This window comes from Lactococcus sp. KTH0-1S, from assembly GCF_052544945.1.
The window spans coordinates 1,420,160-1,443,052 of the sequence record NZ_CP195165.1 but is presented as its reverse complement, the minus strand read 5'-3'; the positions used below and the strand labels follow the sequence as shown (position 1 = coordinate 1,443,052).

Annotated in this window: 23 protein-coding genes and 1 pseudogene; 18 read left to right on the top strand and 6 right to left on the bottom strand. The window is 34.3% G+C overall.

Going from position 1 to position 22,893, the window contains the following annotated elements:
• From asp1 (ACRYLU_RS07045) to ACRYLU_RS07020, 6 genes are all read left to right on the top strand, one after another.
• On the top strand, nt 1-1,521 hold the full coding sequence (asp1, locus tag ACRYLU_RS07045) for an accessory Sec system glycosyltransferase Asp1 (RefSeq protein WP_109991055.1): 1,521 nt from the start codon (nt 1-3) through the stop codon (nt 1,519-1,521).
• Between the two features lie 22 nt (nt 1,522-1,543).
• Nucleotides 1,544-3,169, top strand: coding sequence for an accessory Sec system glycosyltransferase Asp1 (gene asp1, locus ACRYLU_RS07040; protein WP_278227376.1), 1,626 nt, complete (start codon nt 1,544-1,546; stop codon nt 3,167-3,169).
• A 215-nt stretch (nt 3,170-3,384) separates the two neighbouring features.
• On the top strand, nt 3,385-4,005 hold the full coding sequence (locus ACRYLU_RS07035; RefSeq protein ID WP_445080807.1) for a GntR family transcriptional regulator: 621 nt from the start codon (nt 3,385-3,387) through the stop codon (nt 4,003-4,005).
• 210 nt (nt 4,006-4,215) lie between these two features.
• Complete coding sequence (locus ACRYLU_RS07030; RefSeq protein WP_033901119.1) at nt 4,216-5,442, top strand: quaternary amine ABC transporter ATP-binding protein; 1,227 nt, start codon at nt 4,216-4,218, stop codon at nt 5,440-5,442.
• Nucleotides 5,439-7,160, top strand: coding sequence for an ABC transporter permease/substrate binding protein (locus ACRYLU_RS07025; RefSeq protein WP_012898065.1), 1,722 nt, complete (start codon nt 5,439-5,441; stop codon nt 7,158-7,160). The genes ACRYLU_RS07030 and ACRYLU_RS07025 overlap by 4 nt, the downstream gene beginning before the upstream one ends.
• Nucleotides 7,161-7,351: 191 nt before the next feature.
• Nucleotides 7,352-7,522 carry a DUF3042 family protein gene (locus tag ACRYLU_RS07020; protein ID WP_021722758.1) on the top strand — a complete coding sequence of 57 codons (171 nt, stop codon included), beginning with the start codon at nt 7,352-7,354 and terminating at the stop codon, nt 7,520-7,522.
• A gap of 173 nt (nt 7,523-7,695) precedes the next feature.
• Here ACRYLU_RS07020 and ACRYLU_RS07015 read toward each other — a convergent pair.
• Together ACRYLU_RS07015 and ACRYLU_RS07010 are read right to left on the bottom strand one after the other, a co-directional pair.
• Nucleotides 7,696-8,853 (bottom strand): annotated as a pseudogene (locus tag ACRYLU_RS07015) (IS3 family transposase).
• Nucleotides 8,854-8,863: 10 nt separating this feature from the next.
• On the bottom strand, nt 8,864-9,157 hold the full coding sequence (locus tag ACRYLU_RS07010; protein WP_445080806.1) for a hypothetical protein: 294 nt from the start codon (nt 9,155-9,157) through the stop codon (nt 8,864-8,866).
• Between the two features lie 273 nt (nt 9,158-9,430).
• On the opposite strand from ACRYLU_RS07010, the gene ACRYLU_RS07005 reads away from it, so the two are divergent.
• The 5 genes from ACRYLU_RS07005 (at nt 9,431) to psiE (ending at nt 13,382) form a co-directional block, all read left to right on the top strand.
• The gene (locus tag ACRYLU_RS07005; RefSeq protein WP_445081381.1) at nt 9,431-10,750 is read left to right on the top strand and encodes a DUF3440 domain-containing protein; all 1,320 of its coding nucleotides are present in this window, start codon (nt 9,431-9,433) and stop codon (nt 10,748-10,750) included.
• Nucleotides 10,732-11,274, top strand: coding sequence for an IbrB-like domain-containing protein (locus tag ACRYLU_RS07000; protein ID WP_003130454.1), 543 nt, complete (start codon nt 10,732-10,734; stop codon nt 11,272-11,274). The genes ACRYLU_RS07005 and ACRYLU_RS07000 overlap by 19 nt, the downstream gene beginning before the upstream one ends.
• An 80-nt stretch (nt 11,275-11,354) precedes the next feature.
• The gene (locus ACRYLU_RS06995) at nt 11,355-11,660 is read left to right on the top strand and encodes a helix-turn-helix domain-containing protein (RefSeq protein WP_129880891.1); all 306 of its coding nucleotides are present in this window, start codon (nt 11,355-11,357) and stop codon (nt 11,658-11,660) included.
• Nucleotides 11,661-11,952: 292 nt separating this feature from the next.
• The gene (locus tag ACRYLU_RS06990; protein ID WP_098393634.1) at nt 11,953-12,897 is read left to right on the top strand and encodes a cation diffusion facilitator family transporter; all 945 of its coding nucleotides are present in this window, start codon (nt 11,953-11,955) and stop codon (nt 12,895-12,897) included.
• Between the two features lie 53 nt (nt 12,898-12,950).
• Nucleotides 12,951-13,382, top strand: a complete 432-nt coding sequence (gene psiE / locus ACRYLU_RS06985; RefSeq protein ID WP_010905975.1) for a phosphate-starvation-inducible protein PsiE — start codon at nt 12,951-12,953, stop codon at nt 13,380-13,382.
• 69 nt (nt 13,383-13,451) lie between these two features.
• Here the strand turns inward: psiE and coaA are convergent, their stop codons facing one another.
• Nucleotides 13,452-14,372 (bottom strand): type I pantothenate kinase, encoded by a 921-nt coding sequence (gene coaA / locus ACRYLU_RS06980; protein WP_017864671.1) that lies wholly within the window; start codon nt 14,370-14,372, stop codon nt 13,452-13,454.
• A gap of 187 nt (nt 14,373-14,559) precedes the next feature.
• Here coaA and ACRYLU_RS06975 point away from each other — a divergent pair, with 187 nt between their 5' ends.
• From ACRYLU_RS06975 to ACRYLU_RS06945, 7 genes are all read left to right on the top strand, one after another.
• Nucleotides 14,560-15,162 (top strand): class I SAM-dependent methyltransferase, encoded by a 603-nt coding sequence (locus tag ACRYLU_RS06975; protein WP_445080805.1) that lies wholly within the window; start codon nt 14,560-14,562, stop codon nt 15,160-15,162.
• A gap of 30 nt (nt 15,163-15,192) precedes the next feature.
• On the top strand, nt 15,193-16,485 hold the full coding sequence (locus ACRYLU_RS06970) for a pyrimidine-nucleoside phosphorylase (protein ID WP_195927506.1): 1,293 nt from the start codon (nt 15,193-15,195) through the stop codon (nt 16,483-16,485).
• 1 nt (nt 16,486) lies between these two features.
• Complete coding sequence (locus ACRYLU_RS06965; protein ID WP_195927505.1) at nt 16,487-16,675, top strand: hypothetical protein; 189 nt, start codon at nt 16,487-16,489, stop codon at nt 16,673-16,675.
• Nucleotides 16,676-16,687: 12 nt separating this feature from the next.
• Nucleotides 16,688-17,350 (top strand): deoxyribose-phosphate aldolase, encoded by a 663-nt coding sequence (gene deoC, locus ACRYLU_RS06960; protein ID WP_260310411.1) that lies wholly within the window; start codon nt 16,688-16,690, stop codon nt 17,348-17,350.
• On the top strand, nt 17,337-17,729 hold the full coding sequence (locus tag ACRYLU_RS06955) for a cytidine deaminase (protein ID WP_003130469.1): 393 nt from the start codon (nt 17,337-17,339) through the stop codon (nt 17,727-17,729). The genes deoC and ACRYLU_RS06955 overlap by 14 nt, the downstream gene beginning before the upstream one ends.
• Nucleotides 17,730-17,987: 258 nt before the next feature.
• Nucleotides 17,988-19,040, top strand: coding sequence for a BMP family lipoprotein (locus ACRYLU_RS06950; RefSeq protein WP_012898057.1), 1,053 nt, complete (start codon nt 17,988-17,990; stop codon nt 19,038-19,040).
• 191 nt (nt 19,041-19,231) lie between these two features.
• A complete protein-coding gene (locus ACRYLU_RS06945) occupies nt 19,232-19,939 on the top strand; it encodes a GntR family transcriptional regulator (protein ID WP_260310410.1) in 708 nt (235 codons plus the stop codon).
• A 7-nt stretch (nt 19,940-19,946) separates the two neighbouring features.
• Here ACRYLU_RS06945 and ACRYLU_RS06940 read toward each other — a convergent pair whose 3' ends face one another.
• From ACRYLU_RS06940 to ACRYLU_RS06930, 3 genes are all read right to left on the bottom strand, one after another.
• Nucleotides 19,947-20,387, bottom strand: a complete 441-nt coding sequence (locus tag ACRYLU_RS06940) for a DUF4395 domain-containing protein (RefSeq protein WP_179884609.1) — start codon at nt 20,385-20,387, stop codon at nt 19,947-19,949.
• Between the two features lie 99 nt (nt 20,388-20,486).
• Complete coding sequence (locus tag ACRYLU_RS06935) at nt 20,487-22,040, bottom strand: sensor histidine kinase (protein WP_445080804.1); 1,554 nt, start codon at nt 22,038-22,040, stop codon at nt 20,487-20,489.
• Nucleotides 22,030-22,740 carry a response regulator transcription factor gene (locus tag ACRYLU_RS06930; RefSeq protein WP_038600359.1) on the bottom strand — a complete coding sequence of 237 codons (711 nt, stop codon included), beginning with the start codon at nt 22,738-22,740 and terminating at the stop codon, nt 22,030-22,032. Before ACRYLU_RS06930 ends, ACRYLU_RS06935 begins: the two co-directional genes overlap by 11 nt.
• Nucleotides 22,741-22,893: the final 153 nt, after the last annotated feature.

The following is a 22,893-nucleotide window of genomic DNA, read 5'->3' as shown; positions in this document are numbered from 1 at the left end:
ATGAATTATTTTGTAAATGAGAATATTTTTACCCTGAATTCTGGGACAGAATTTTCAGCGATTAAACGATTGAAAATGTTCAAAAATCATCGTGTTGAAGCTAAAATTTTGACAAGAAATTACAATCCTCAACTATCTGGAGATTTAAAGAGGGTAGGTTTAACTCATGATGATGTCATAAATATGTATGATTATTTTCAAGATGTAATAAATGTTTCTGGAAGAGATGTTGATGTGCGTTACACAAACAAGATTAATAAAAGAAAATATCATATTGAAGGAATTGATGCTAATGAATCACTGATTAAGCATGCTGGAAAAACTATTGCTAAAGTAATGATTGCACCAGCGACAGTTGGATTAGTTGGTTCAATGGAATATAATGATTCGATGAATCATGTAGTAGCTAAAGATATTTGGGATCGTAGAGGTTTTCTTTCTTCTACACAATACTTTCATCCAGACGGAACTCAAGGGCCGCAAATCTTTTTTGATATCAATGGAACTCCTAAATTGGAAATCATACATATGAATATTCAAGGGATTCTAAATCCAACAATGTATAAATTATTGAATTATAAAGGTAAGAATAGACGATTTAATCGAGAAGAAGAACTCTTTACTTTTTTCATGAATGAGATAGCAAGTCAAGAAGCAAGCGTATTTATAAATGATCGACCATCACTCATCCCCGCTGTTGCAGGTGTGGAAGGTGCAGTAGGAAAATGGCAATTTTTACATAATTCTCATTCAAAAAATAATCAGCAAGCAGGAGCTTCAAGATCAGTGGTGGATTACCTTAATGATTTATTTACTGTGTATAAAGATAATTTTGATGGGTTAATTGTTGCTACTAAGCAACAAAAAGATGAAATCACTAAATTTTATGATTTTAAGCAGGTCATAGCTCTCACTGATACTTTTGCTAAAAAAGTTAAAAAATCAGCTTCTCGAAATAAAAATAAGATTATTTATGTTGGGCGTTTATCATCAGAGAAAAAACCAGCTGATGTTGTAGAAATTTTTGCGAATGTTTATCGCAGATTACCGGAAACAAGCCTTGATTTTTATGGCTATTCATCTCCTTCAGAGATTCAAAAAGATTTAGAAAAACTTGTAGAAACTAATAATTTAAAAAATGTTGTTAACTTTAAAGGTTACCAATCAGAGGAAGCGCTAGAAATTGCTTTAAATAATGCAGGACTTTTACTTAACACTTCGGAAGGAGAAGCGTTTGGGATGAACGTTTTAGAAGCTTTAAATCATGGGGTGCCAGTTGTAGCATATAAGGTTAAGTATGGGCTGACTGAACAGATAGAGAATGGGGAGAATGGATACCTCGTTCCTTATGGAGCAATTCAAACTGCTGCTGACTCTATTGCAGAAATTATTCAATCAAAAGCAAATTGGGACAAGTTTTCTCGCTCTGCTTACGAAAAGGCAAAAGAGTATAGCGAAGAAGCTGTTTGGGGACAGTGGCTTAATGAGAAGATTATTGCTGATAATTTATTCATAAGATAATCAAATAAAGGAATGAGGAATCATGTTATTTTTTATTAACTCAACATTTAATCAAAAAAATTCTGGGATAGAGCATGCACAGCTTAAACGTGCGGCATTATTTCGAAAAAATAATGAGGCTTTTAAACTTGTTTTTCGAGAATGGAATCCTAATATTCATCGCTTTTTAGGTGAAGTAGGCATCTCAAATTCAGAAACTTTATGTATGTTTGATTTTTTTCAGAAAGCAGAACTTGTAGAGGAAAAAATCCTCCATGTTGAAGATTTAGATTTTGGAGTCGATTCTTTAACTTATAATAAGGAACCTAATCAATTTAGATATCTTGTCTTTCAAGGACAACAACTTATTGCTCGTGTTCGATATTTTGGCGAAGATCCTCTTGAACGAGTAAGTGCTGTAGAATTTTTCGATGGGTTTGGAAATCTTTATCGAGTTGACTTTTATGATTTTCGAGGTTTTTTGAGTTTAAGTCAATGGTATACACCTGATAACAAGATTGGCACAGAAGTTTGGATGGATATCAACGGCAAGCCAGTGTTGGAAACATTTAATAAATATGATGGAAATCACAAGTATACCAAAAGTGGTTGGCGTCTGAATGGTGCTGATGGGGCAATTTATAATTTTACTAATATTGATGAGTTAACGCTCCATTTTCTTAATTTATTAAACGAAGAGTATTGGCAAGATGATAAAGCAAATATTTTTATCATGGATAGAACACATTTGGCGGATTGGGCTTTATTGAACTTGGATCGTCCTGCCTATACGGTTCTTCATTTGCATAACTCACATGCTGGTGATGCTCAAGAGCCGATGCACTCGGTTATGAATAACTTTTATGAATTTGGATTGATGAATTCAAATGGTTACGATGCTATTGTTTCAGCAACAGAAAAACAAACACTTGATGTTTCAAAACGATTTAATCCTCAAAGCAAATTATTTACTATTCCTGTTGGAGTAGTTCCAAATGAAGTTTTTTCAGAAAAGCGGATTGATATGAAGGAGCGTAGAGTGCATAGCGTTTTAGTTACTGCACGTGTTGCACCTGAAAAAAGAATTGATCATATTATTAGGGCGATAGGGATTGCAAGACAAACTGTTCCAGATATTACACTAGATTTTTATGGTTATGTTGATCATCGAGATGATGATTCTGCACAAAAGGCCATTAATGCTGCAATAAAAGAATATCATATGGAAGAAGCAGTGCATCAATTCGAGTATGCTAATAATGTTGGGGAGCTGCAAAAAGATTTCCAAGTCTATGCCTTAGCTTCAATCATGGAAGGGTTTAATTTATCTCTCATGGAGGCAATAAGCCATGGGATGGTTGGTGTCACTTATGATGTAAACTATGGCCCAAATGAGTTGATAGTGGATGGAGAAAATGGTTTTGTTGTACCTTATGAGGGAATTCAAGAAATGGCTGACCGTTTAGTTGAACTGTTTACACAGGAAGATAAACTACAAAAAATGTCTACTCAGTCTTATGAATTAGCTAGACGCTATTCTGAAGAAAATGTCTGGAAAGCTTGGCAGGCCCTTATTGACGATGCAAACAAAAAGAATATTGACTATCGTTCTCCAATTACAGAGGGAATAGGAGATCAAAGGATATATTCTGCAAAAAAATCTAAATAGAAAAAGAAAAGTTATAACAATTGTTGTTATAGCTTCTTTTTGTTAAAAATTTCAGCAAAAAAAGGATTATTAAAAATATATTTGGCTTAGGAGTTTGAGAAAACTTACTAAATGGTATAGATTGAAAAATAAATGATAAAGCGCTATAATATGAAAGAATTTCATTTTGTTCAGGTAATAATAGATTTTTAATGACTTGTGATGAGGAGAATTAGATGCGCATAGCGAGACAACCAAGATATCAGCAGATTGCATTACAAATTGCTGAAAGAATTGTACGTAATGAACTTAAAGTTGGACAAAAAATATACGCTCGTTCAACTCTTGCAACAACTTTTGCTGTCTCACCCGAAACGGCACGTAAAGCAATCAATGTTCTAAGTGACTTGGGAATAGTTGACCCTGTTCATGGGAGCGGAGTGAATATTGCTTCAAAGCAAAAGGCACAGGAATATCTGGCTCAATATCAAGAAGTGGAAACAATGCAAGATTTACGGACACAAATCATGCAGAGTGTGGAGAGTCAGAGAAGAGAATTAGCTAATTTTTCATCCATTTTGGATAAATTGGTTGACCAAACTGAGCATTTTCAAAAAACAAATCCTTTAACTCCTATTGAATTTGAACTGGAAAAAGGCTCTGAAAAGTTCGGACTGAGCCTAGGAGAAATGAATCTTTGGCAAAATACAGGGGCGACAGTTGTTGCCATTTTGCAAAATGCAGAATTAATTGTTTCGCCAGGACCGTACGCAACTTTAAATCAAGGAGATACCTTATATTTTGTGGGTGCTTCTGATACAGGACAAATTGTCCAAAATTTCTTTTATGGCAACTAAGACATCGTTTACAAAACGATGCCTTTTTTTAAGTTCAAGTTTAGTTAGTTGACATAGTGACTACATATTGTTATTATTGAGTGGTCACTTTAAATAAGAAAATCACTTGTGAAACTTAAAACTTCTAATTATTAATTAACTTATTTATTTAGAATTTATATTTCTAAAAAAGTTTTAAGCTTCCTTGTGTTAGAGTAAAGGAGAGCTATTTTGCCAGTAAAAATAAAAATTGAACATTTAACTAAAATTTTTGGCAAACGGATTAAAACCGCATTAACAATGGTTGAAAAAGGTGAGCCCAAAAATGAAATTTTGAAAAAAACCGGTGCAACTGTAGGGGTTTATGATACAAATTTTGAAATCAATGAGGGTGAAATTTTTGTCATCATGGGTCTATCTGGTTCAGGTAAGTCAACTTTGTTGCGTTTGCTTAACCGATTGATTGAACCAACGAGCGGAAAAATATTTATTGACAACCAAGATGTTGCTACATTAAATAAAGAAGATTTGCTTCAAGTTCGTCGTAAAACAATGAGTATGGTTTTCCAAAATTTTGGTCTATTTCCACATCGAACAATTTTAGAAAATACTGAGTATGGTTTGGAAGTTCAAAATGTACCAAAAGATGAGCGTCGCAAACGTGCGGAGAAGGCCTTAGAAAATGCAAACTTGTTAGACTTTAAAGATCAGTATCCTAAACAATTATCTGGTGGGATGCAACAACGGGTTGGGCTTGCGCGTGCCTTAGCTAATGACCCAGAGATTTTGCTCATGGATGAAGCTTTCTCTGCTCTTGACCCTTTGATTCGTCGCGAAATGCAAGATGAGCTACTTGAACTTCAAGCAAAATTTCAAAAAACAATTATCTTTGTTTCTCATGATTTGAACGAAGCCCTTCGTATTGGTGACCGCATCGCAATCATGAAAGATGGTAAAATCATGCAAATTGGTACTGGTGAGGAAATCTTGACCAATCCAGCAAATGATTATGTTAAAACTTTCGTAGAAGATGTAGATCGTGCAAAAGTTATTACAGCAGAGAATATTATGATTCCAGCTTTAACTACTAACATTGATGTTGATGGACCTAGCGTTGCCTTGAAGAAGATGAAGACTGAAGAGGTCAGCTCTCTAATGGCTGTTGACAAAAAGCGTCAATTCCGTGGTGTTGTTACGAGTGAACAAGCTATTGCTGCTAGAAAAAATAATCAACCATTAAAAGATGTGATGACTACAGATGTTGGAACAGTTTCTAAAGAAATGCTTGTAAGAGATATCTTGCCAATTATCTATGATGCCCCAACGCCTTTAGCAGTTGTTGATGATAATGGATTCCTTAAAGGTGTATTGATTCGAGGAAGTGTTTTAGAGGCCTTAGCTGATATTCCTGATGAGGACGAAGTAGAGGAGATTGAAAAAGAGGAGGAGAATAAATGATTGATTTAGCTATTGGACAAGTACCCATAGCAAACTGGGTGTCATCGGCAACAGATTGGATTACTAGTACTTTTAGTTCAGGATTTGATGTGATTCAAAAATCCGGAACAGTATTGATGAATGGAATTACGGGAGCTTTAACTGCTGTTCCATTCTGGTTGATGATTGCTGTTGTTACTATCCTTGCCATTTTGGTTTCAGGTAAAAAAATTGCCTTTCCTTTATTCACTTTCATCGGTCTTTCTTTAATTGCTAACCAGGGCTTATGGTCAGATTTGATGAGTACAATCACACTTGTCTTACTTTCAAGTTTATTGTCAATCATCATTGGAGTTCCTTTAGGGATTTGGATGGCCAAATCTGATTTAGTGGCTAAGATCGTTCAACCGATTTTGGACTTTATGCAAACAATGCCTGGTTTCGTTTATTTGATTCCAGCGGTTGCATTCTTTGGAATTGGAGTTGTTCCTGGGGTATTTGCCTCTGTTATCTTTGCACTTCCACCAACAGTCAGAATGACTAACTTGGGAATTCGTCAAGTTTCAACAGAATTAGTTGAAGCGGCAGATTCATTTGGTTCAACTGCCCGTCAAAAGCTCTTTAAATTGGAATTTCCTTTGGCTAAAGGAACGATTATGGCCGGTGTTAACCAAACGATTATGTTAGCTCTTTCTATGGTTGTTATCGCTTCTATGATTGGGGCGCCTGGCTTAGGTCGTGGTGTACTTGCAGCCGTTCAATCAGCTGATATTGGTAAAGGGTTTGTAAGTGGGATTTCATTAGTTATTTTGGCTATTATTATTGACCGCTTTACACAAAAACTTAATGTTTCTCCTCTTGAAAAACAGGGAAATCCTACAGTTAAAAAATGGAAACGTGGAATTGCCTTAGTTTCATTGTTAGCTTTAATTGTTGGTGCCTTTTCAGGAATGTCTTTTGGAAAAACAGCCTCTGATAAAAAAGTTGACTTAGTTTATATGAACTGGGATTCAGAAGTTGCATCAATCAATGTTTTGACTCAAGCGATGAAAGAACATGGCTTTGATGTAAAAACGACAGCTTTAGATAATGCAGTGGCTTGGCAAACGGTAGCCAATGGTCAAGCAGATGGAATGGTTTCTGCTTGGTTACCAAATACTCATAAAACACAATGGCAAAAATATGGTAAATCTGTTGATTTGTTAGGTCCTAACCTTAAAGGCGCTAAAGTTGGGTTTGTTGTTCCAAGTTATATGAATGTTAATTCAATTGAAGATTTAACAAATCAAGCGAATAAGACAATCACAGGTATTGAACCAGGTGCAGGTGTAATGGCTGCGAGTGAAAAAACGCTTAATAGCTATGATAATCTTAAAGATTGGAAACTTGTTCCTTCATCATCAGGTGCTATGACTGTAGCTCTTGGTGAAGCAATCAAACAACATAAAGATATTGTCATTACTGGTTGGTCACCTCATTGGATGTTTAACAAATATGATTTGAAATATTTGGCTGATCCAAAAGGAACAATGGGAACTTCAGAAAATATTAATACCATTGTTCGTAAAGGTTTGAAGAAAGAAAATCCAGAAGCTTATAAAGTTTTAGATAAATTTAATTGGACAACTAAGGATATGGAAGCTGTCATGCTTGATATTCAAAATGGTAAAACACCAGAAGAAGCTGCCAAAAATTGGATTAAAGATCATCAAAAAGAAGTTGATAAATGGTTTAAATAATCAACGAAGATTTAGATTTAATGAAAACTTTCTAGCATTATAGTTAGAAGGTTTTTTATTATTTCATTCTAAGTTTATTATTTTTAGATTTATAACATTTATGTTAAAATAATTTTGTAGAGTCGAATGAGGAAATTTTACTAAAGTTTTATTATTTGGCTGTTTATCTATAAAACTAGGAGGAGAGACAAATGAATCGTACATTTATTAAAGGCTTTTTGGCAGGGAATGCACTTTTGATAGCTGGACTTGCTGCCACTGCTATTGGCATTAAAACAAAAGTTATCAATCCTATCAAGAAAAAAGAAGAACAAATTGAAATGGGTAGAAAACGAGCAGCCAGAAAACGGATTGCCCCTTAAGTTAACAAACATAATAAGAAAAACGTAAATCGAAAGATTTACGTTTTTTATTTTGTTCCTTTAAAAATAAGCTCATTGATTGAAGTGCTCATAAAAAAGATAAATTTTGGACGGAATTTTTCATATGCAATGGGAATATCGGCTTCTAACCAAAGTGGACTAATGTCAAATATTTAGACACAAAATGAGCTATATTTTCTTAAAATAATTTTCTTCTTTCTGATTTGGAGTTAAACCATTGTTGGCGGAATGAGGATTATAATTGTTATAAAATTGTTCGATGTATTCAAAGCAAGAGAGTTGAACTTCTTGAATGGAGTGATAAGTTCTGCGATTAATTTCTCGTTGTTTAAGATACTTGAAAAAGACCTCGGTGACGGCATTATCATAAGGATATCCAGGCTTGGAGTAAGAAGCAAGCAATTGATGCTCATCTAATAACTTTCTAAAGGAAGCTGATTTAAATTGGCTTCCTTGATCCGAATGAAAGATAATTGGTTCCTTAGGCTTCCTCTTATTTATAGCTGTTTCTAAGGTGTCACAGGCGAGTTTGGCATCAATCCTATCACTTACTTTCCACGCGATACATTTCCTTGAGTAGAGGTCAAGGATAGCACAGAGATAAACATGTCGCTTAGGTCCTATAGAGATATAAGTGAAATCAGTTGTCCAAACTTGATTCGGGGAGTTCGGGTTAAATTCTTGTTTAAGCAGATTACCAGAAGAAAATACAGGAGATTTATTTGATTTAAAACGAGGTTTGATGGTTGACATTTTAGGGAGTGTCATAGACTTGAGAAGTCTTAAGATACGGCCTTCAGAAATATTAACGCCATAATCACGCAGAAGAATGATTTTAAAAGCTCTCGTTCCAATTCTTTTCTTGGCTTTCATATAAATTTCAAGGAGTAATTTTCTCAAGCGTTGATTTTCTACTTCACGCTTCGAAGGCCTCTTGTTTATGAAGTTATAGTAGGTGGAACGATTGACATGTAAAACACGACAGAGCATAACTGTCGTGTGTTCAAATCGGAGTCGATAGACGGCTTTTAATCTCATTTGGAGTTTTGCATGAATATGGCACTCGCTTTTTTTAAGATCAGATTTTCTTCCTCTAGTTGGGCATTCCTTTTTTGTAATTCTTGAATCTGTTTAGCAGTCAACACCGTATTATCTTCAAGACGCACTTGAGAGTACTGCTTAATCCATTTTGCAAGTGCAGAAGAAGATACCCCATAATCTTTACAGAGTTCAGTTTGTGTTTTACCAGTTTGATAGAGATTAACGAGCGATTGTTTGAAATCCTCGTCGTAACGTTTAAAACCTGACATAAAAGTCCTTTCATTTTTGTGTCTTAATAGACAGATTATAACACACAATTTTCTGTCCACTTTTATAGTATAGCTCCATAGTAACATCTTCACAGTTATATTGAAGTAAACGCTCATTAACTTCATCTACAATATTCAGATAGATGTATTCGACAATTCCGGGAACGCCCGTTTTAAAATTATTTTTAATCGTTGTACGGGTAATGTGTGACCGTTTAGAGATTTCTTCAATAGTTACTTTTTGAGATTCGGAGGCGATATTTAAGAGAGTGCGAATAATAATTTCTTTCGTATCTTTTGTCATGATGCTTCTATTTTATACTTGGAGGAGTATAAAATCCTTTCTTTTTAAAATTATTTGCTTAATAGGCAATAATTAAAAATAATCTATTATAGATAATTTTTTTAGTATTTGAAATAGTATATCATTATTTTATTAAGAAATTAATTGTTTTGATTATTTTTTAGTTTCATAAAAACTTTTACAAAGTCTTTGCTTTCTTGTAATATATAATTGTTGATAGTTTTAACGAAGCGCTTTGGGAAAATGAAATCAATAATGGAAAGGAAAGACGAGGTGAAAGTTTATCAAAATGAAAATGTTTATGAAGCATTTAATCATCGACTAGAATATATTTGTGGTTATTTTGACCATCTGATTATTTCCTTTTCTGGCGGTAAGGATTCGGGTTTGATGTTGGAATTGGTTCGGCTTTATTATGAAAGTCATGATTGGATAAAAAAAGGGATAAAAGTTTCTGTTTTTTATTTGGATTATGAGGGAAATTATCAAGAAACTAAAGATTATATTGAACGTTCAATGGGAAAATATCCAGAATTTGATTACTATCACGTATGTCTTCCTGTATCGGCTTCTTGTGGAATTTCGATGTCACAATCAACTTGGTTGCCTTGGGACCCAGAACATCATGAACTTTGGTTGAATTCAATTCCTCCAGAAGCTATTTGTTTAGAAAATCAAGAATTTCCATTTTTTAAAGTTGGAATGTCTGATTATGAGTTTCAAAGTAAGTTTTGCCAATGGCTTCATCGAGAAAAAGAGGTCGTACGAACGGCTGTTTTGGTAGGAATTCGTGCTCAGGAAAGTTTAAATCGTTATAATGCGGTGACGCGCGAGGAGACTTTTTCTCGTTTTGGAACGACTAATTATAGCCATCGTATTAGTCAAGATGTCTTTAATTTTTATCCAATGTATGATTGGTTATTTGAAGATATCTGGCGAGCTAATGCTAAATTTGAGCTTGATTATAATCATCTTTATGATTTGTACTATCAGGCGGGAGTTCCTTATAAATCAATGAGGGTTGCTAATCCTTTCCATCAGTGTGGGGTGCATTCATTAAAACTCTATCAGGCTTTAGAACCAGCAACTTGGGGAAAATTAGTTGGTCGTGTTAATGGAGCAAATTTTGCAGCGCTTTATGGTGGAACTGCAGCAATGGGTTACCGGGGAGCTGTGCTCCCTAAAGGACATACTTGGAAATCTTATGTTGAATTTTTACTTAAGACATTGCCAGAGGAAACTCGAAAGGTTTATCTTAAAAAATTTAAATCTTCAATGGATTATTGGATGAAAACTGGGGGAGCTTTACCAGAAAATGTGATTGATGAGTTAGAGGAGCTTGGCTCGGACTTTGAACGTTTGGGTCCACCAACAAATAAGCGCAAATATAAGCAAAGATACGAAGTGATTCGTTTTAAAGATTATCCAGATGATGTGCCAATTAAAAATTTTAGGTTGGTTCCTTCATACAAACGCATGTGTATCACGATTTTAAAGAATGATACTTCTTGTCAGTATATGGGGTTTGGTCAAACAAAGGATGAATTACAGAAAAAACAAGAGGCAATGGAAAAATGGGAGACATTTTTATAAGTCCAGCTTATGATATCAGGCGAGTACCAATTGAGAAGATTAGAGCAAATGCTTATAATCCAAACCGAACAGCACCTCCTGAATTTCAACTACTTGAACGGTCGATTTTGGAAGATGGTTATACAATGCCTATCGTTTGTTATTACGATAAAGAACAGGATTTTTATGAAATTGTGGATGGTTTTCATCGTTATCTTGTTATGAAAAACTCTGAAGAAATTGCTAAACGAGAAGGCAATTGTTTACCTGTGTCGATTATTGATCGTCCACTTGAAGATAGAATTGCTAGTACCATTCGACATAATCGTGCTAGGGGAACACATTCAATCGAATTGATGACGGAAATTGTTCAACAATTGGTAGAATCGGGGTTGAGTGACCAGTGGATTATGAAACATATTGGAATGGATAAAGAAGAGTTGCTTCGTTTAAAACAGTTGAGTGGTTTGGCTTCACTTTTCCAAAATCAGGAATTTTCTCGGGCTTGGAATTGGGAAGAGGATGAAGAAATTAGTGAAGAGTGAATTTGAATGTTTCTTTGAATTTATTTTATTCACTTATTGAAAACTTATCTATAAAAAATTAAAAAAGAAGGATTATTATTATGGAACATGAATATTTGTTTGTTTACTCAAGATTAAAGTTGTTGATTAAAGATGCTCATAAATCTTTTAATCAAGTTGAGCGGGAACTTGGTTATCCTCGGAATACTTTGAAAAATTATAAGTATAAGAAAAAACCGAGTGTTGGTCGTGTTTTTGAAATGGCAAACTATTTTAATGTGTCAATTGAATTTTTGTTAGGAATCGAAGAAAAAGACAATAAAAATAGTTTAGCTTATCGTTTAGAAAAATTGAATCGTGAGAAAAAAGAACTTGAAATTTTGATTTTAGAGGGTCAAAAAGAATAAGAAATTTTAGAAATAATTTTTCACTAAAACATTAGCGTTAAGGTATTGACACTTTTTTGTAAATGTTGTATTATTATTCTAGTTGAATGAATATTAATTACTGAAATTTATTTGACGTCTTTTCTTACATAGTATTAGGGAATGGATTTTGATGATTTATTCTCTTAGAGGTTCTTTCTTTGTAGGAAGAGCCTTTTAGTTTTCTTTATTTTTGACTTAAAAGTTACAAATTAAATCTTAAATAAGGGCTTATGTTATAATTAAGATATATTGAATAGGAAATGAGAAAGTTATGGAAGAGAAAAAATCTTCAGGGATGTTTGCGGTTTTTGCGGCACTTGGGGCTAATGTTCTGGTTGCAATCAGTAAGTTTATTGGATTTGGTTTATCTGGCTCAGCAGCGATGCTTAACGAAAGTATTCACTCAGTGGTGGATTGTGGGAATCAGATTTTACTTTTGTTTGGTGACCGTCGTTCAAGACAAGCGAGCACTAATCTCCATCAATTTGGCGAAGCTAGGGCAAAATATTTCTTTAGTATGATAGTGGCAACATTCCTCTTTTTTGGTGGGGGTGTCATTGGTGTAATGGAGGCCTATGATAAGTTGGTTCATCCAGCACACAGTGTTGAAAATGCGGGCATTGTTATTGGAATCTTGTTGATTGGGATGGCAATTGAAGGTTCATCATTAAGAGTGGCTTTTAAAGAAATTAGTGAATTGAATACAGAAAAATTACCAATCTTTAAGTTTTTACATGAAAGTCGTCACAGTGAAATTTTAGTTATTTTTGCTGAGGATTTATGCGCAATTATTGGTTTACTTTTAGCGCTTTTAGGAACTGTTTTGACGATGGTGACGGGAAATCCTGTTTTTGATGCAATTAGTGGGTTATTGATTGGGTTCTTGCTTATGGCAGCAGCGATTTTCTTGACAAGAGAATTCTATAGTTTAATTGTTGGTGAACGTGTGACAGATAGTGATTTAGAAAAGATTTTGATAGCTTTTGAGCGTCCTGAAGTAGAACGAGTAATTAATGTTAAAACAGTTCACCTTGGCCCAACAGAGATTTTGATTGCAGCAAAAATTGATTTGGTGAGTCAACTTGTCTTAGAAGATTATGAAATTATTAATCAAATTGAAGCGGAAATCAGAAAAAAAATTAGTGATAAGAAGTGCTATATTTATATTGAAATTGACGAATTCGTTCAGGGCTATGTCCAATCTTCAGATTTATAAGCCTAATTTACTGACAGAAATATTTTAAAGATGAGACAAGAAGGAGAGCGCCTATGAAAAATTTTTTTAATCATATTGAACTGAAATTTGCCAATCTACTATCGAAAATTAGTTTTATGTTGCTTATGGTAGTAGGGCTTTTGATGGTTTATTTTCTATTTAGAGAAGTTTATAATCTTGTTTTACTTGCTTTTCTTTCTGAGAGTGAGGTTCATTATTATGATATTTTGGAAAGTATTCTCTCCTTCTTTATCTTCTTTGAATTTTTAACTTTGATTATCACTTCATTGAGAAATAAAGGACATGTGTCATTAATTTTCCTCTTATCACTCGGGATTACTTCACTGATTCGACTGTTGTTAACCTATCATGAACGATTGGTTGGAGTATTATTGATTGCTAGTGCTATTCTGATATTAATTATTGGTGTCTTTGTCTTAAAGAAATTTGTTTTTCCAAATGATGATACAGCAGATTATTTCTAATCTTGCCTGACAGTTCTGTCAGTAAAATTGAAGACAATAAAAATACTGACAGATTTGTCAGTATTTTTTTTAGAATTTTTTCAGGTAAATTTTGTCAATATAGTGATTTTCTGTTTTGTGAAGAATAATTTCTGCCCGATTTCTTGTGGGCTCAATATATTCTCTGAGATTGACACGATTGACACGTGCCCATGTTTCACGGGCTAGATTGATTACTTTATCTTCTGGCATTTTTGTAAATTGATGATAGAAATTTGTCTGGTCATATTTAGCTAATTTTAAAAGGCTGTCAAAACGTTCGAGGTACCATTTTTCAATGAGTTTTTCGTCAGCATCGACATAAATTGAAAAATCATAAAAATCACTGATATAAAGCAGTTGATTTTGTGGATTTTGAAGCACATTAATTCCTTCTACAATGAGAATATCAGGGCTGTCAATGATTTGACTTTGGTTGGGTAAAATATCGTAAGTTTCATGTGAGTAAATCGGAACTTCAAATTTTTCACCATTTTTGACGTGATAAAGAAAACTTGTTAATTTTTCCATATCATAGCTTTCTGGAAAACCTTTGCGGTCGAGAATCCCCATATTTTTTAAATCATTAGTCGTGTACAAAAAGCCGTCGGTTGTCACTAAATCAACGGTTAATTTTGGAAAGGCACGTGAAAGGAGAAGTTGGAGAAGCCTTGCAGTCGTTGATTTTCCAACGGCGACTGAGCCAGAAATCCCAATGATGAGTGGGGGAGTTTTGACAATTTTTTGTAAGAAAAGTCCCTTAGAGTAACTCATGTCTTCTAAATTTTTTTTATATAAGCGAAGAAGATGAATCAGTGGTAAATAGACGTCCTCCACATCTTGTAAGCTGATTTCATCATTGAGTGAGCGGATTGACTCTAACTCATCATGTGTTAAGGGAGCAATTGAAGTATTATAAAGATTTTGCCATGTTTTTCGGCTAATTTCGTCAAAATTAATGAATTCATTCATGACAAATATTTTATCATATTTTTGGCTTATCAAGGTAAAAAAACTAATAAATCTGTAAGCGTATTAAATAAGTTACTGACAAGATTTTTACACTTCTGTCAGTAAAAGTGTAAGAGATTACAAAATAAGTAGAAGTTCTAAAAATTTTTTTAAGATAAAAAAGGGCTTTTATGTTAAAATAAAATTAATGGTTAAAACAAATATGTATTATGAAGACAATCAAGATTTATCGCATGACTTCCAGACCTTAACAGTTGAATTATTAGGTCAGTCAATGCGTTTTAAAACGGATCGTGGTGTCTTTTCAAAAAATGGAATTGATTATGGTTCTCGTGTTTTATTAGAAAACTATCAACCTGAAAGTGCAAAAAGTCTTTTAGATGTTGGGTGTGGTTATGGAACATTAGGGTTAACCTTAGCTAAAAAGTTTGATTTAGATGTGACAATGGTTGATGTTAATAGTCGTGCACTTGATTTATGCCGTCAAAACGCGATTAACAATGCTGTCAGTAACAGTAAAATTGAACTTTCAAATATTTATGAGTCTGTCAGTGAAAAATATGATGCGATTATCTCGAATCCGCCAATTAGGGCCGGTAAAGAAGTGGTCCATAAAATTTTAGCTGGTGCTTTTAGTCACTTAAATGATGGAGGGCATTTGACAATTGTTATCCAAAAGAAACAGGGTGCCCCGTCTGCTCAAAAGAAAATGGAAGAAGTATTTGGTAATTGTCAGCTTGTAGCCAGAGATAAAGGATACTTTATTTTAAGAAGTTATAAAAATATATAATTATTGATAAGATAAAACGAGGAGGAGCCTATGACCTATCGGATGGTTGATCTCATTCAAAAGAAAAGAGATGGTGGTGAATTTAGCCAAGCTGAAATCGATTGGATGATTGAAAATTATGTCAAAGGAATCGTGCCAGACTATCAAATGTCAGCACTTGCGATGGCAATTTATTTTAAAGGGATGACAACAGAAGAAACTGCTCATCTCACGATGGCAATGGTTCATTCAGGAAAAGAATTCGATTTGACTGATATTGCCGGAATCAAGGTTGATAAACATTCTACTGGTGGAGTGGGTGATAAAGTAACACTTATTTTAGCTCCGCTTGTAGCGTCATTTGGGGTTCCTGTTGCGAAAATGTCTGGTCGTGGGCTTGGACATACGGGAGGAACTTTGGACAAATTGGAGTCAATTCCTGGCTTCAAATTTGAAAAAACGGAAAAAGAATTTATTGATCAGGTCAAAGAAACAGGAATTGCCATAATTGGGCAATCCGATGAACTTGTTAAAGCCGATAAATTACTCTATGCTCTTCGAGATGTCACAGCAACTGTTGATATTATTCCTCTAATTGCTAGTTCTGTCATGTCCAAAAAAATTGCCGCAGGCTCTGACGCCATTCTACTAGATGTAACTGTAGGTGATGGGGCTTTTATGAAGTCAGTTGAAGATGCTCGCCTTCTCGCTCAAACAATGGTTGACCTTGGTAAATCTGTAGGACGAGAAACCGTCGCTGTCATCACAAATATGAGTCAGCCTCTTGGTTTTGCTATCGGAAATCGAAATGAAATGACTGAAGCAGTTCATACTCTACAAGGAAAAGCGCCAAAGGAATTCCAAGAATTTATTGCGGAACTCGCCCAAATTATGCTGCAACTTGCGGGACTTGAAAAATCAATTCCTGAAATTTTAGAGCATTTTACTAATGGTTTAGCTTACGGAAAATTTGTTGAAATGGTCAAGGCTCAAGGTGGTGACCCAACTGCCTTTGATTATTTGACAGCTCCTCTTCAAGTAAAATATCAAGTGGAAATTAAAGCAGATAAATCAGGATTTATTAGTGAAGAAAAAGCCTTAGGAATTGGTCTTCTTGCTATGAAATTAGGAGCAGGACGTGCAACTAAGACTGATGATATTGATTTTGAAGCAGGCGTTACTCTGACGAAAAGGGTAGGAGATAAAGTGAGTGCCGGTGAAGTCATTGCTCATCTTTATTCTAATCGCGAAATTACTGACGAATTAGTTGCTGAATTTAGTGACAGCTTGGTCATTAGTGATCAACAAGTTCATCAAAAAGAAATTCTAGAAATTATCAGATAAGATGAAAAATGATTTAAAAATCCCAACACCTGTCAAGGCCTTGCAAGTCATCTTGTCAGCTTTGGCTGGAGCAGCGACCAAATTGTACTTACAAAATTTTGGTTGGCTTATTCAACTTATTGCTTTTATCATTATCTTCGTTGTAGTCTATCTCATCGTTGGAATGATTTACTTAAGATTAAAAAAATAGAAAGAACTTAAAATGCAAATTAATAAATATATTGACCATACTATTCTTAAAGCCGATGCTCCAAAATCTAAAATTCAACAAATAATTGATGAAGCAAAAAAATATGATTTCATGAGCGTTTGTATTAACCCAACATGGGTAAATTATGCCAGTGAAGAACTTAAAGACTCAGACGTTAAAGTATGTACAGTAATTGGTTTTCCTTTAGGTGCAAATACTTCTGAAGTCAAAGCTTTTGAAGCTAAAAACGCTATTGAAAATGGTGCTGATGAAATTGACATGGTCATTAATATTGGTGCAGCCAAATCTAAGGATTGGGATCTTGTTGAGTCAGATATTGCAGCTGTCAACGCAGTAAAAGGTGATAAACTTCTTAAAGTTATCATTGAAACAAGCCTTTTAACTGACGATGAAAAGATTAAAGCTTGCCAAATTGCTAAAGCTGTTGGTGCTGATTTTGTCAAAACTTCAACAGGCTTCTCAACAGGTGGAGCGACTGTTTATGATATAAAATTAATGCGTCAAACGGTTGGCCCAGATATGGGAGTTAAGGCTTCTGGTGGAGTTCATAATCTTGAAGAAGCAAAAGCAATGATTGATGCTGGTGCAGCACGTCTTGGTGTTTCGGCTGGTGTTGCAATTATGGAAGGTCTGACTTCAAATGACAACTACTAAAAAAATGATTGCTGCCGCACGCGAAGCGGCAAGTTTGGCATATGTTCCTTACTCTCATTTTCCTGTAGGAGCAGCTTTTCATACAACTGATGGTCGAATTATCACAGGTTGTAATATTGAAAATGCTAGTTTTGGACTTTCTAATTGTGCTGAACGAACAGCTATTTTTAAAGCAATATCAGAAGGCCTGAAAGATTTTGATGCTCTTTATGTATTCGGAGAAACAGAAGAACCAATTAGTCCTTGTGGTGCTTGTAGACAAGTTATTGCAGAATTTTGTCCAGCAGATATGCCAGTTTTTTTGATTTCCAAAAATGATAATGTAAAAGAAACTTCAGTTGAGGAACTTTTACCATATTCTTTCAAAAATCTTGATTAAAATAAAATTGATATGCTATCAACAGGTAGCATATTAATTTGTAACTAAAGTAAGCGCTTTAACTTTTTTCTTTTAAAAAACGTAAAAATGGTAATTACTGATAAATATGAATAATTCTTAGTAATTGATAGGTTATTTCCGAACGTTTGGTGAGAAAAAGGGATATTCAGCTTATTTGGACTTGCAAAAAGACTAAATATATCTTAAAATAGTCTTAAGCTATATTTAGCCAAACAAAACTCGGAGGATACCCTTTCCATGAAAAAACGTGTAATCGCAGTTAGTGCTCTCGCACTTGCATCAGTCGCAGTCCTTGCAGGATGCCGTTCACATGACGCAGCCGGATCAGGTAAAGCAAAAACTGACCTTAAAGCAGCAATCGTCACCGATACTGGTGGTGTAAACGACCGTTCATTTAACCAATCCGCTTGGGAAGGTCTTCAAAGCTGGGGGAAAGAAAATAACCTGAAAAAAGGTACAGGATACACTTATTTCCAATCTAACTCTGCTTCAGATTATACAACTAACTATAACTCTGCGGAACAACAAGGCTACAAACTTTTGTTTGGTATCGGATTCTCTTTACAAGATGCAACATCAGCTGCAGCAAAAAATAATCCTAAATCTAACTTTGTAATCGTTGATTCAGTCATCAAAGACCAAAAAAATGTGGCATCAGCAACTTTTGCTGATAACGAAAGTGCCTACCTTGCTGGTGTAGCTGCAGCAAAAGCAACTAAAACTAACAAAATTGGTTTCATCGGTGGAATGCAATCAGATGTTATTACACGTTTTGAAAAAGGTTATGAAGCTGGAGCTAAATCTGTAAACCCAGATATTAAAGTTGATGTTCAATATGCGGGATCTTTCTCTGACGCGGCCAAGGGTAAAACAATTGCTGCAGCTATGTACGGTGCTGGTGATGACGTAGTTTATCAATGTGCCGGTGGTGTAGGAACTGGTGTCTTCAGTGAAGCTAAAGCATTGAACTCAACTAAAAATGAGGCTGACAAAGTTTGGGTTATCGGTGTTGACCAAGACCAAGAATATCTTGGAAAATACAAATCTAAAGACGGTAAAGATTCTAACTTTGTACTTGTATCAACAATCAAAGAAGTTGGTAATGTTGTAAAAGATATCGCTGACAAGACTAAAGATGGTAAATTCCCTGGTGGAACAATCGTTACTTATGACCTTAAAAATGGTGGGGTTAACTTAGGACTTGACAGTGCAAATTCAGAAATCAAAGATGCAGTTGCTAAAGCAAAAGCAGATATTATTGATGGAAAAATCACTGTTCCTTCAAAATAATTGAATACTGATAAAAGATAAAAAAGAGTTAGTTATATTAGCTAATTCTTTTTTTATAAATTTAACGTAAATAGAAAATAAGATTTGTGATTATTTTAAATGTTCTTTATTTGTAAGTCATATGAACTGTGATATAATGGTAGACAGATATTAAAGTGGTATATATTGTTATTATTTAGTTAGGGGGAACTATGGTAAGAAAATCAGTACCGAATTATGTAAAAATACATGATGCCTTAAAAGATGAAGTTGAAAAAGGCATCTGGAAAATTGGACAACGTCTTCCAAGCGAACGTGATTTGGCCGAGCGCTTTACTGTCAGTCGAATGACTGCAAGACAAGCGGTAACAGCTTTGGTTGATGAAGGAATTCTTGACCGTCGAGTAGGTTCTGGAACTTATGTTGCTAGCCGACGTGTTCGTGAAAAAATGCGTGGAACAACTTCCTTTACAGAAATTATCAGCTCACAAGGTAAAGTTCCTTCAACAGAAGTTTTGAGTTATATTAGAACGGCGCCAAATGAGGTTGAATGTGAAAAACTAAATATCACCAAAAAGGATTCCATCATCCGAATGGAGCGGATTCGTTATGCGGATAATGTTCCAATTTGTTATGAAGTGGCAAGTATTCCTTTCAAATTGGTCAAATCATTTGATAAAAAAGAAATTACGAGTAACTTCTTTAAAACTTTGGAGAGTCATGGACATGTGATTGGTCGTAGTGAACAGATTGTTTCAGCTAAAAGAGTGAGTACAGAGGTTTCAGAGTATTTAAAAACAAGAGTTGGAGCTGCTATTCTTGGCTTAACTCAGGTTTCTTATTTAACAGACGGTACAGCTTTTGAATATGTCTTATCTCAATATGTCGGTGACCGTTTTGAATTTTATTTGGAAAGATAAAAAGGACTTAGTGAAGTCCTTTTTTTACTTGCCGACGATATTTGTACTGACGAAGTTGAAAATGAATCCAACATCCTATACAAAAACCACTTAAAGCAATGGAAGCGGCTAGAAAAACAAATGCTGCAAAGATTATTGCTAAGGTAGGATGATTAGTGATTGAGAAAATCAAACTAGCACTTAATAGAACAGTAGCGATAATTTGATTGAAGCGAAGGTCTGATTTATCTTCGAGCACATATTCTGAAGCTTTCTTCTTTAGAAAGCTTTTGGCGATTAAAATAATAAAATTTTTCTCGAAAAGAATGCCAGATAGTCCAGCGAGAATAGGAAGTAGTAGAATCCAATAGAAATGAGTGATGACTGCCAAAATGACACTGAGAACAATAAAAGTTTGATTAGTACGCACGAGTGGGCGAGGAATGCCCTGAAATGTATATTTAGCCATAAAAACTCTCCAATCTTGATAAATTGATTTTATCTTAATTGGAGAGTTTTGGTTATAATATTTTTTTAATTTGATAAGTAAATTTGTTGAAGGCTTCGATTAAAGATTGACGGTGAAAGTTGTTCCTTTTCCAAGAATGGATACAACGTCAATTGTTCCGTGAAGCTCTTGAACATTCTTCTCGACGATAGCAAGTCCTAAACCTGTTCCATTAACTTCTGCTCGACTTTCATCAACCCGGTAGAAGCGGTCGAAAATTCGCTCTTTTTGAATTTCACTAAGACCAGGACCATTGTCAGTTACACTGAAAATGATTTTATTTTGTTCAAGATGTAAGCTGACAAAAATTTGCCCATTTGCTGGAGTGTATTTAATTGCATTTTCAATCAAATTCTCAAAAATGCTATGAACCATTTGTTCATTGGTTTTAAAAGTGATTTCTTCAATTTGGGATTCTAAATGAAGTGATTTTTCATTAATTTGTGGTCCTGAGCTTTGGAGAATATTTTGTATCAAAGCTGTAAGATTAATTTTCTTTTTATCAATTCGATGATTTTGTTTGGTCAAAAGCAGTGTATCCTGAACTAAATTCATCAGGCGTGAACTTTCCTTATTGATAATAGATGCGAAATTTTTGGTGTCAGAACTTGAAATTGAATCTGTTTCCAGAAGTTCAGCGAAGCCTTTGATAGAAGTAAGGGGAGTTTTTAATTCATGAGAAACGTTAGCAATAAAAGCATTGTGGGCATCCACTGTTCGACGATAAGAGCTAACATCCATCATAGTCACCATAAATCGACTATCCAAATCAGGTAAAGGAGTGATACGGACTTGATAATAAGCCCCAAGTTTTTCAAAATAGAAAAGTTTTTCCTGAATATCAGGATGTAAAATTTTATCAACAAGAAAATTTAAGAAATCAGCATAGGGGCTGAAAATATCTAGATTTTCAGTATCTGAAAATTCATTTTTGAAAGAAGCATTGGTCCGACGAATTTTTCCTTTATTATTATAAATGAAAATCGGAAATTGGAAAAATTCAATAAATTCGTAGAGATTTTCTTTCTTTTCAGTATGAGAAAGTGCTTGTTTCTGAATTTTTTCGCCCAGTTTATTGAGCTCAGTTGTAATTTTATCGTCGTTCTCATTCATCAAATAGCTTTGAGTTAATGGACTGCGCTCGATATTTTTAATTTTAGCAACGGTATTTTCTCGAAAAACATAAGCTCTCTGAGCAGAACGTAAAACTTGGATGGCGACAGCCAAGTAAAATAAAATTGCAAAAATGATAATGGCAAAATCGGTAAAGAAAGTAGAGGTACGATTTTCTGTAACCTTTAGATAACCGTTAATTTGACCCTCGCTAAATATGGGACTAGTCACGGTTATTTCTTGAGAATCTAAACTACGTGCGTAAGTCGCACCCTTTTTAATTTTTTTAGTATCCGAATTTACTGTACTCTTTGGAAGATGTTCAAAATTATCTGGCAGAGGATTATCAGGATGTTTTTCTAAAAAGAGTTGTATTTTATCTATTGTTTTTAATACTCGATTTGTATCATTTTCTAAGATATTTTGGTTCGATAGAATCACCAAACTTAAGGTCGCAATAATATATAGGACCGTCATAAGCATGATGTATTTAAGTTTCATTTTCTTCAAAATAGTATCCGAATCCTCGTTTTGTTTTGATATAATGATTATTTAATTTTTTACGAATTTTAGAAATGAGCACATCAATGGTGCGGGTTTCAGCAGTGTCTGAAATTCCCCAAAAATGTTGTAGGAGTTCTTCACGACTGACAATTTTCCCCTCTCTTTTAGCTAAGAGTTCAAGGATTTCAAATTCTCGTTTGGTTAAATCTAAAACTTTTTCGTCAAAAGTGACTTCTTTTTTTATAAAATCAATGACCAATCTGTCAGTAACTAATGATGAAGGACTCTCATCTAAAGATTCAATGACAGTTTCGGAGGGTGCTTGGTTATACATTTGATTTCTGCGAATGAGCGCATCGGCTCTGACAATGATTTCTTTCATTGGAGTCGTTTTATCTAAATACTCATCAGAACCTGCTGACAGCCCTGTCAGTTTCATTTCATCATCCTCTCGAGCAGTTAAAATTAAAATTGGTGTAAAATTACCTTCTTTACGAAGTTTTTGGGTGACTTCAATTCCGGAATATTCGGGCATCATTAAATCAAGTAGAAGTAAATCAAAGGGATTTTTACGAGCTTTGTCATAAGCTTTTTTCCCGTCCGATACAATAGTTACTTCGTAATCATTTTGCCGAAAATTATAAGATAAAAGGGTCAAAATTGCCCGATCATCATCAGCAATTAAAATTTTTTTCATACTTTCAATTATAACGAAAACAAGGAGTTTTGTATAGAATAAATTATTATTTTGAGCTAAAAAAATAATGGATATTTAGACTTTGATAAAGATAAAAAAATTACATTTTATTATTTTAAATCATCAATTAGAAAATAATGAATAAACATAAAA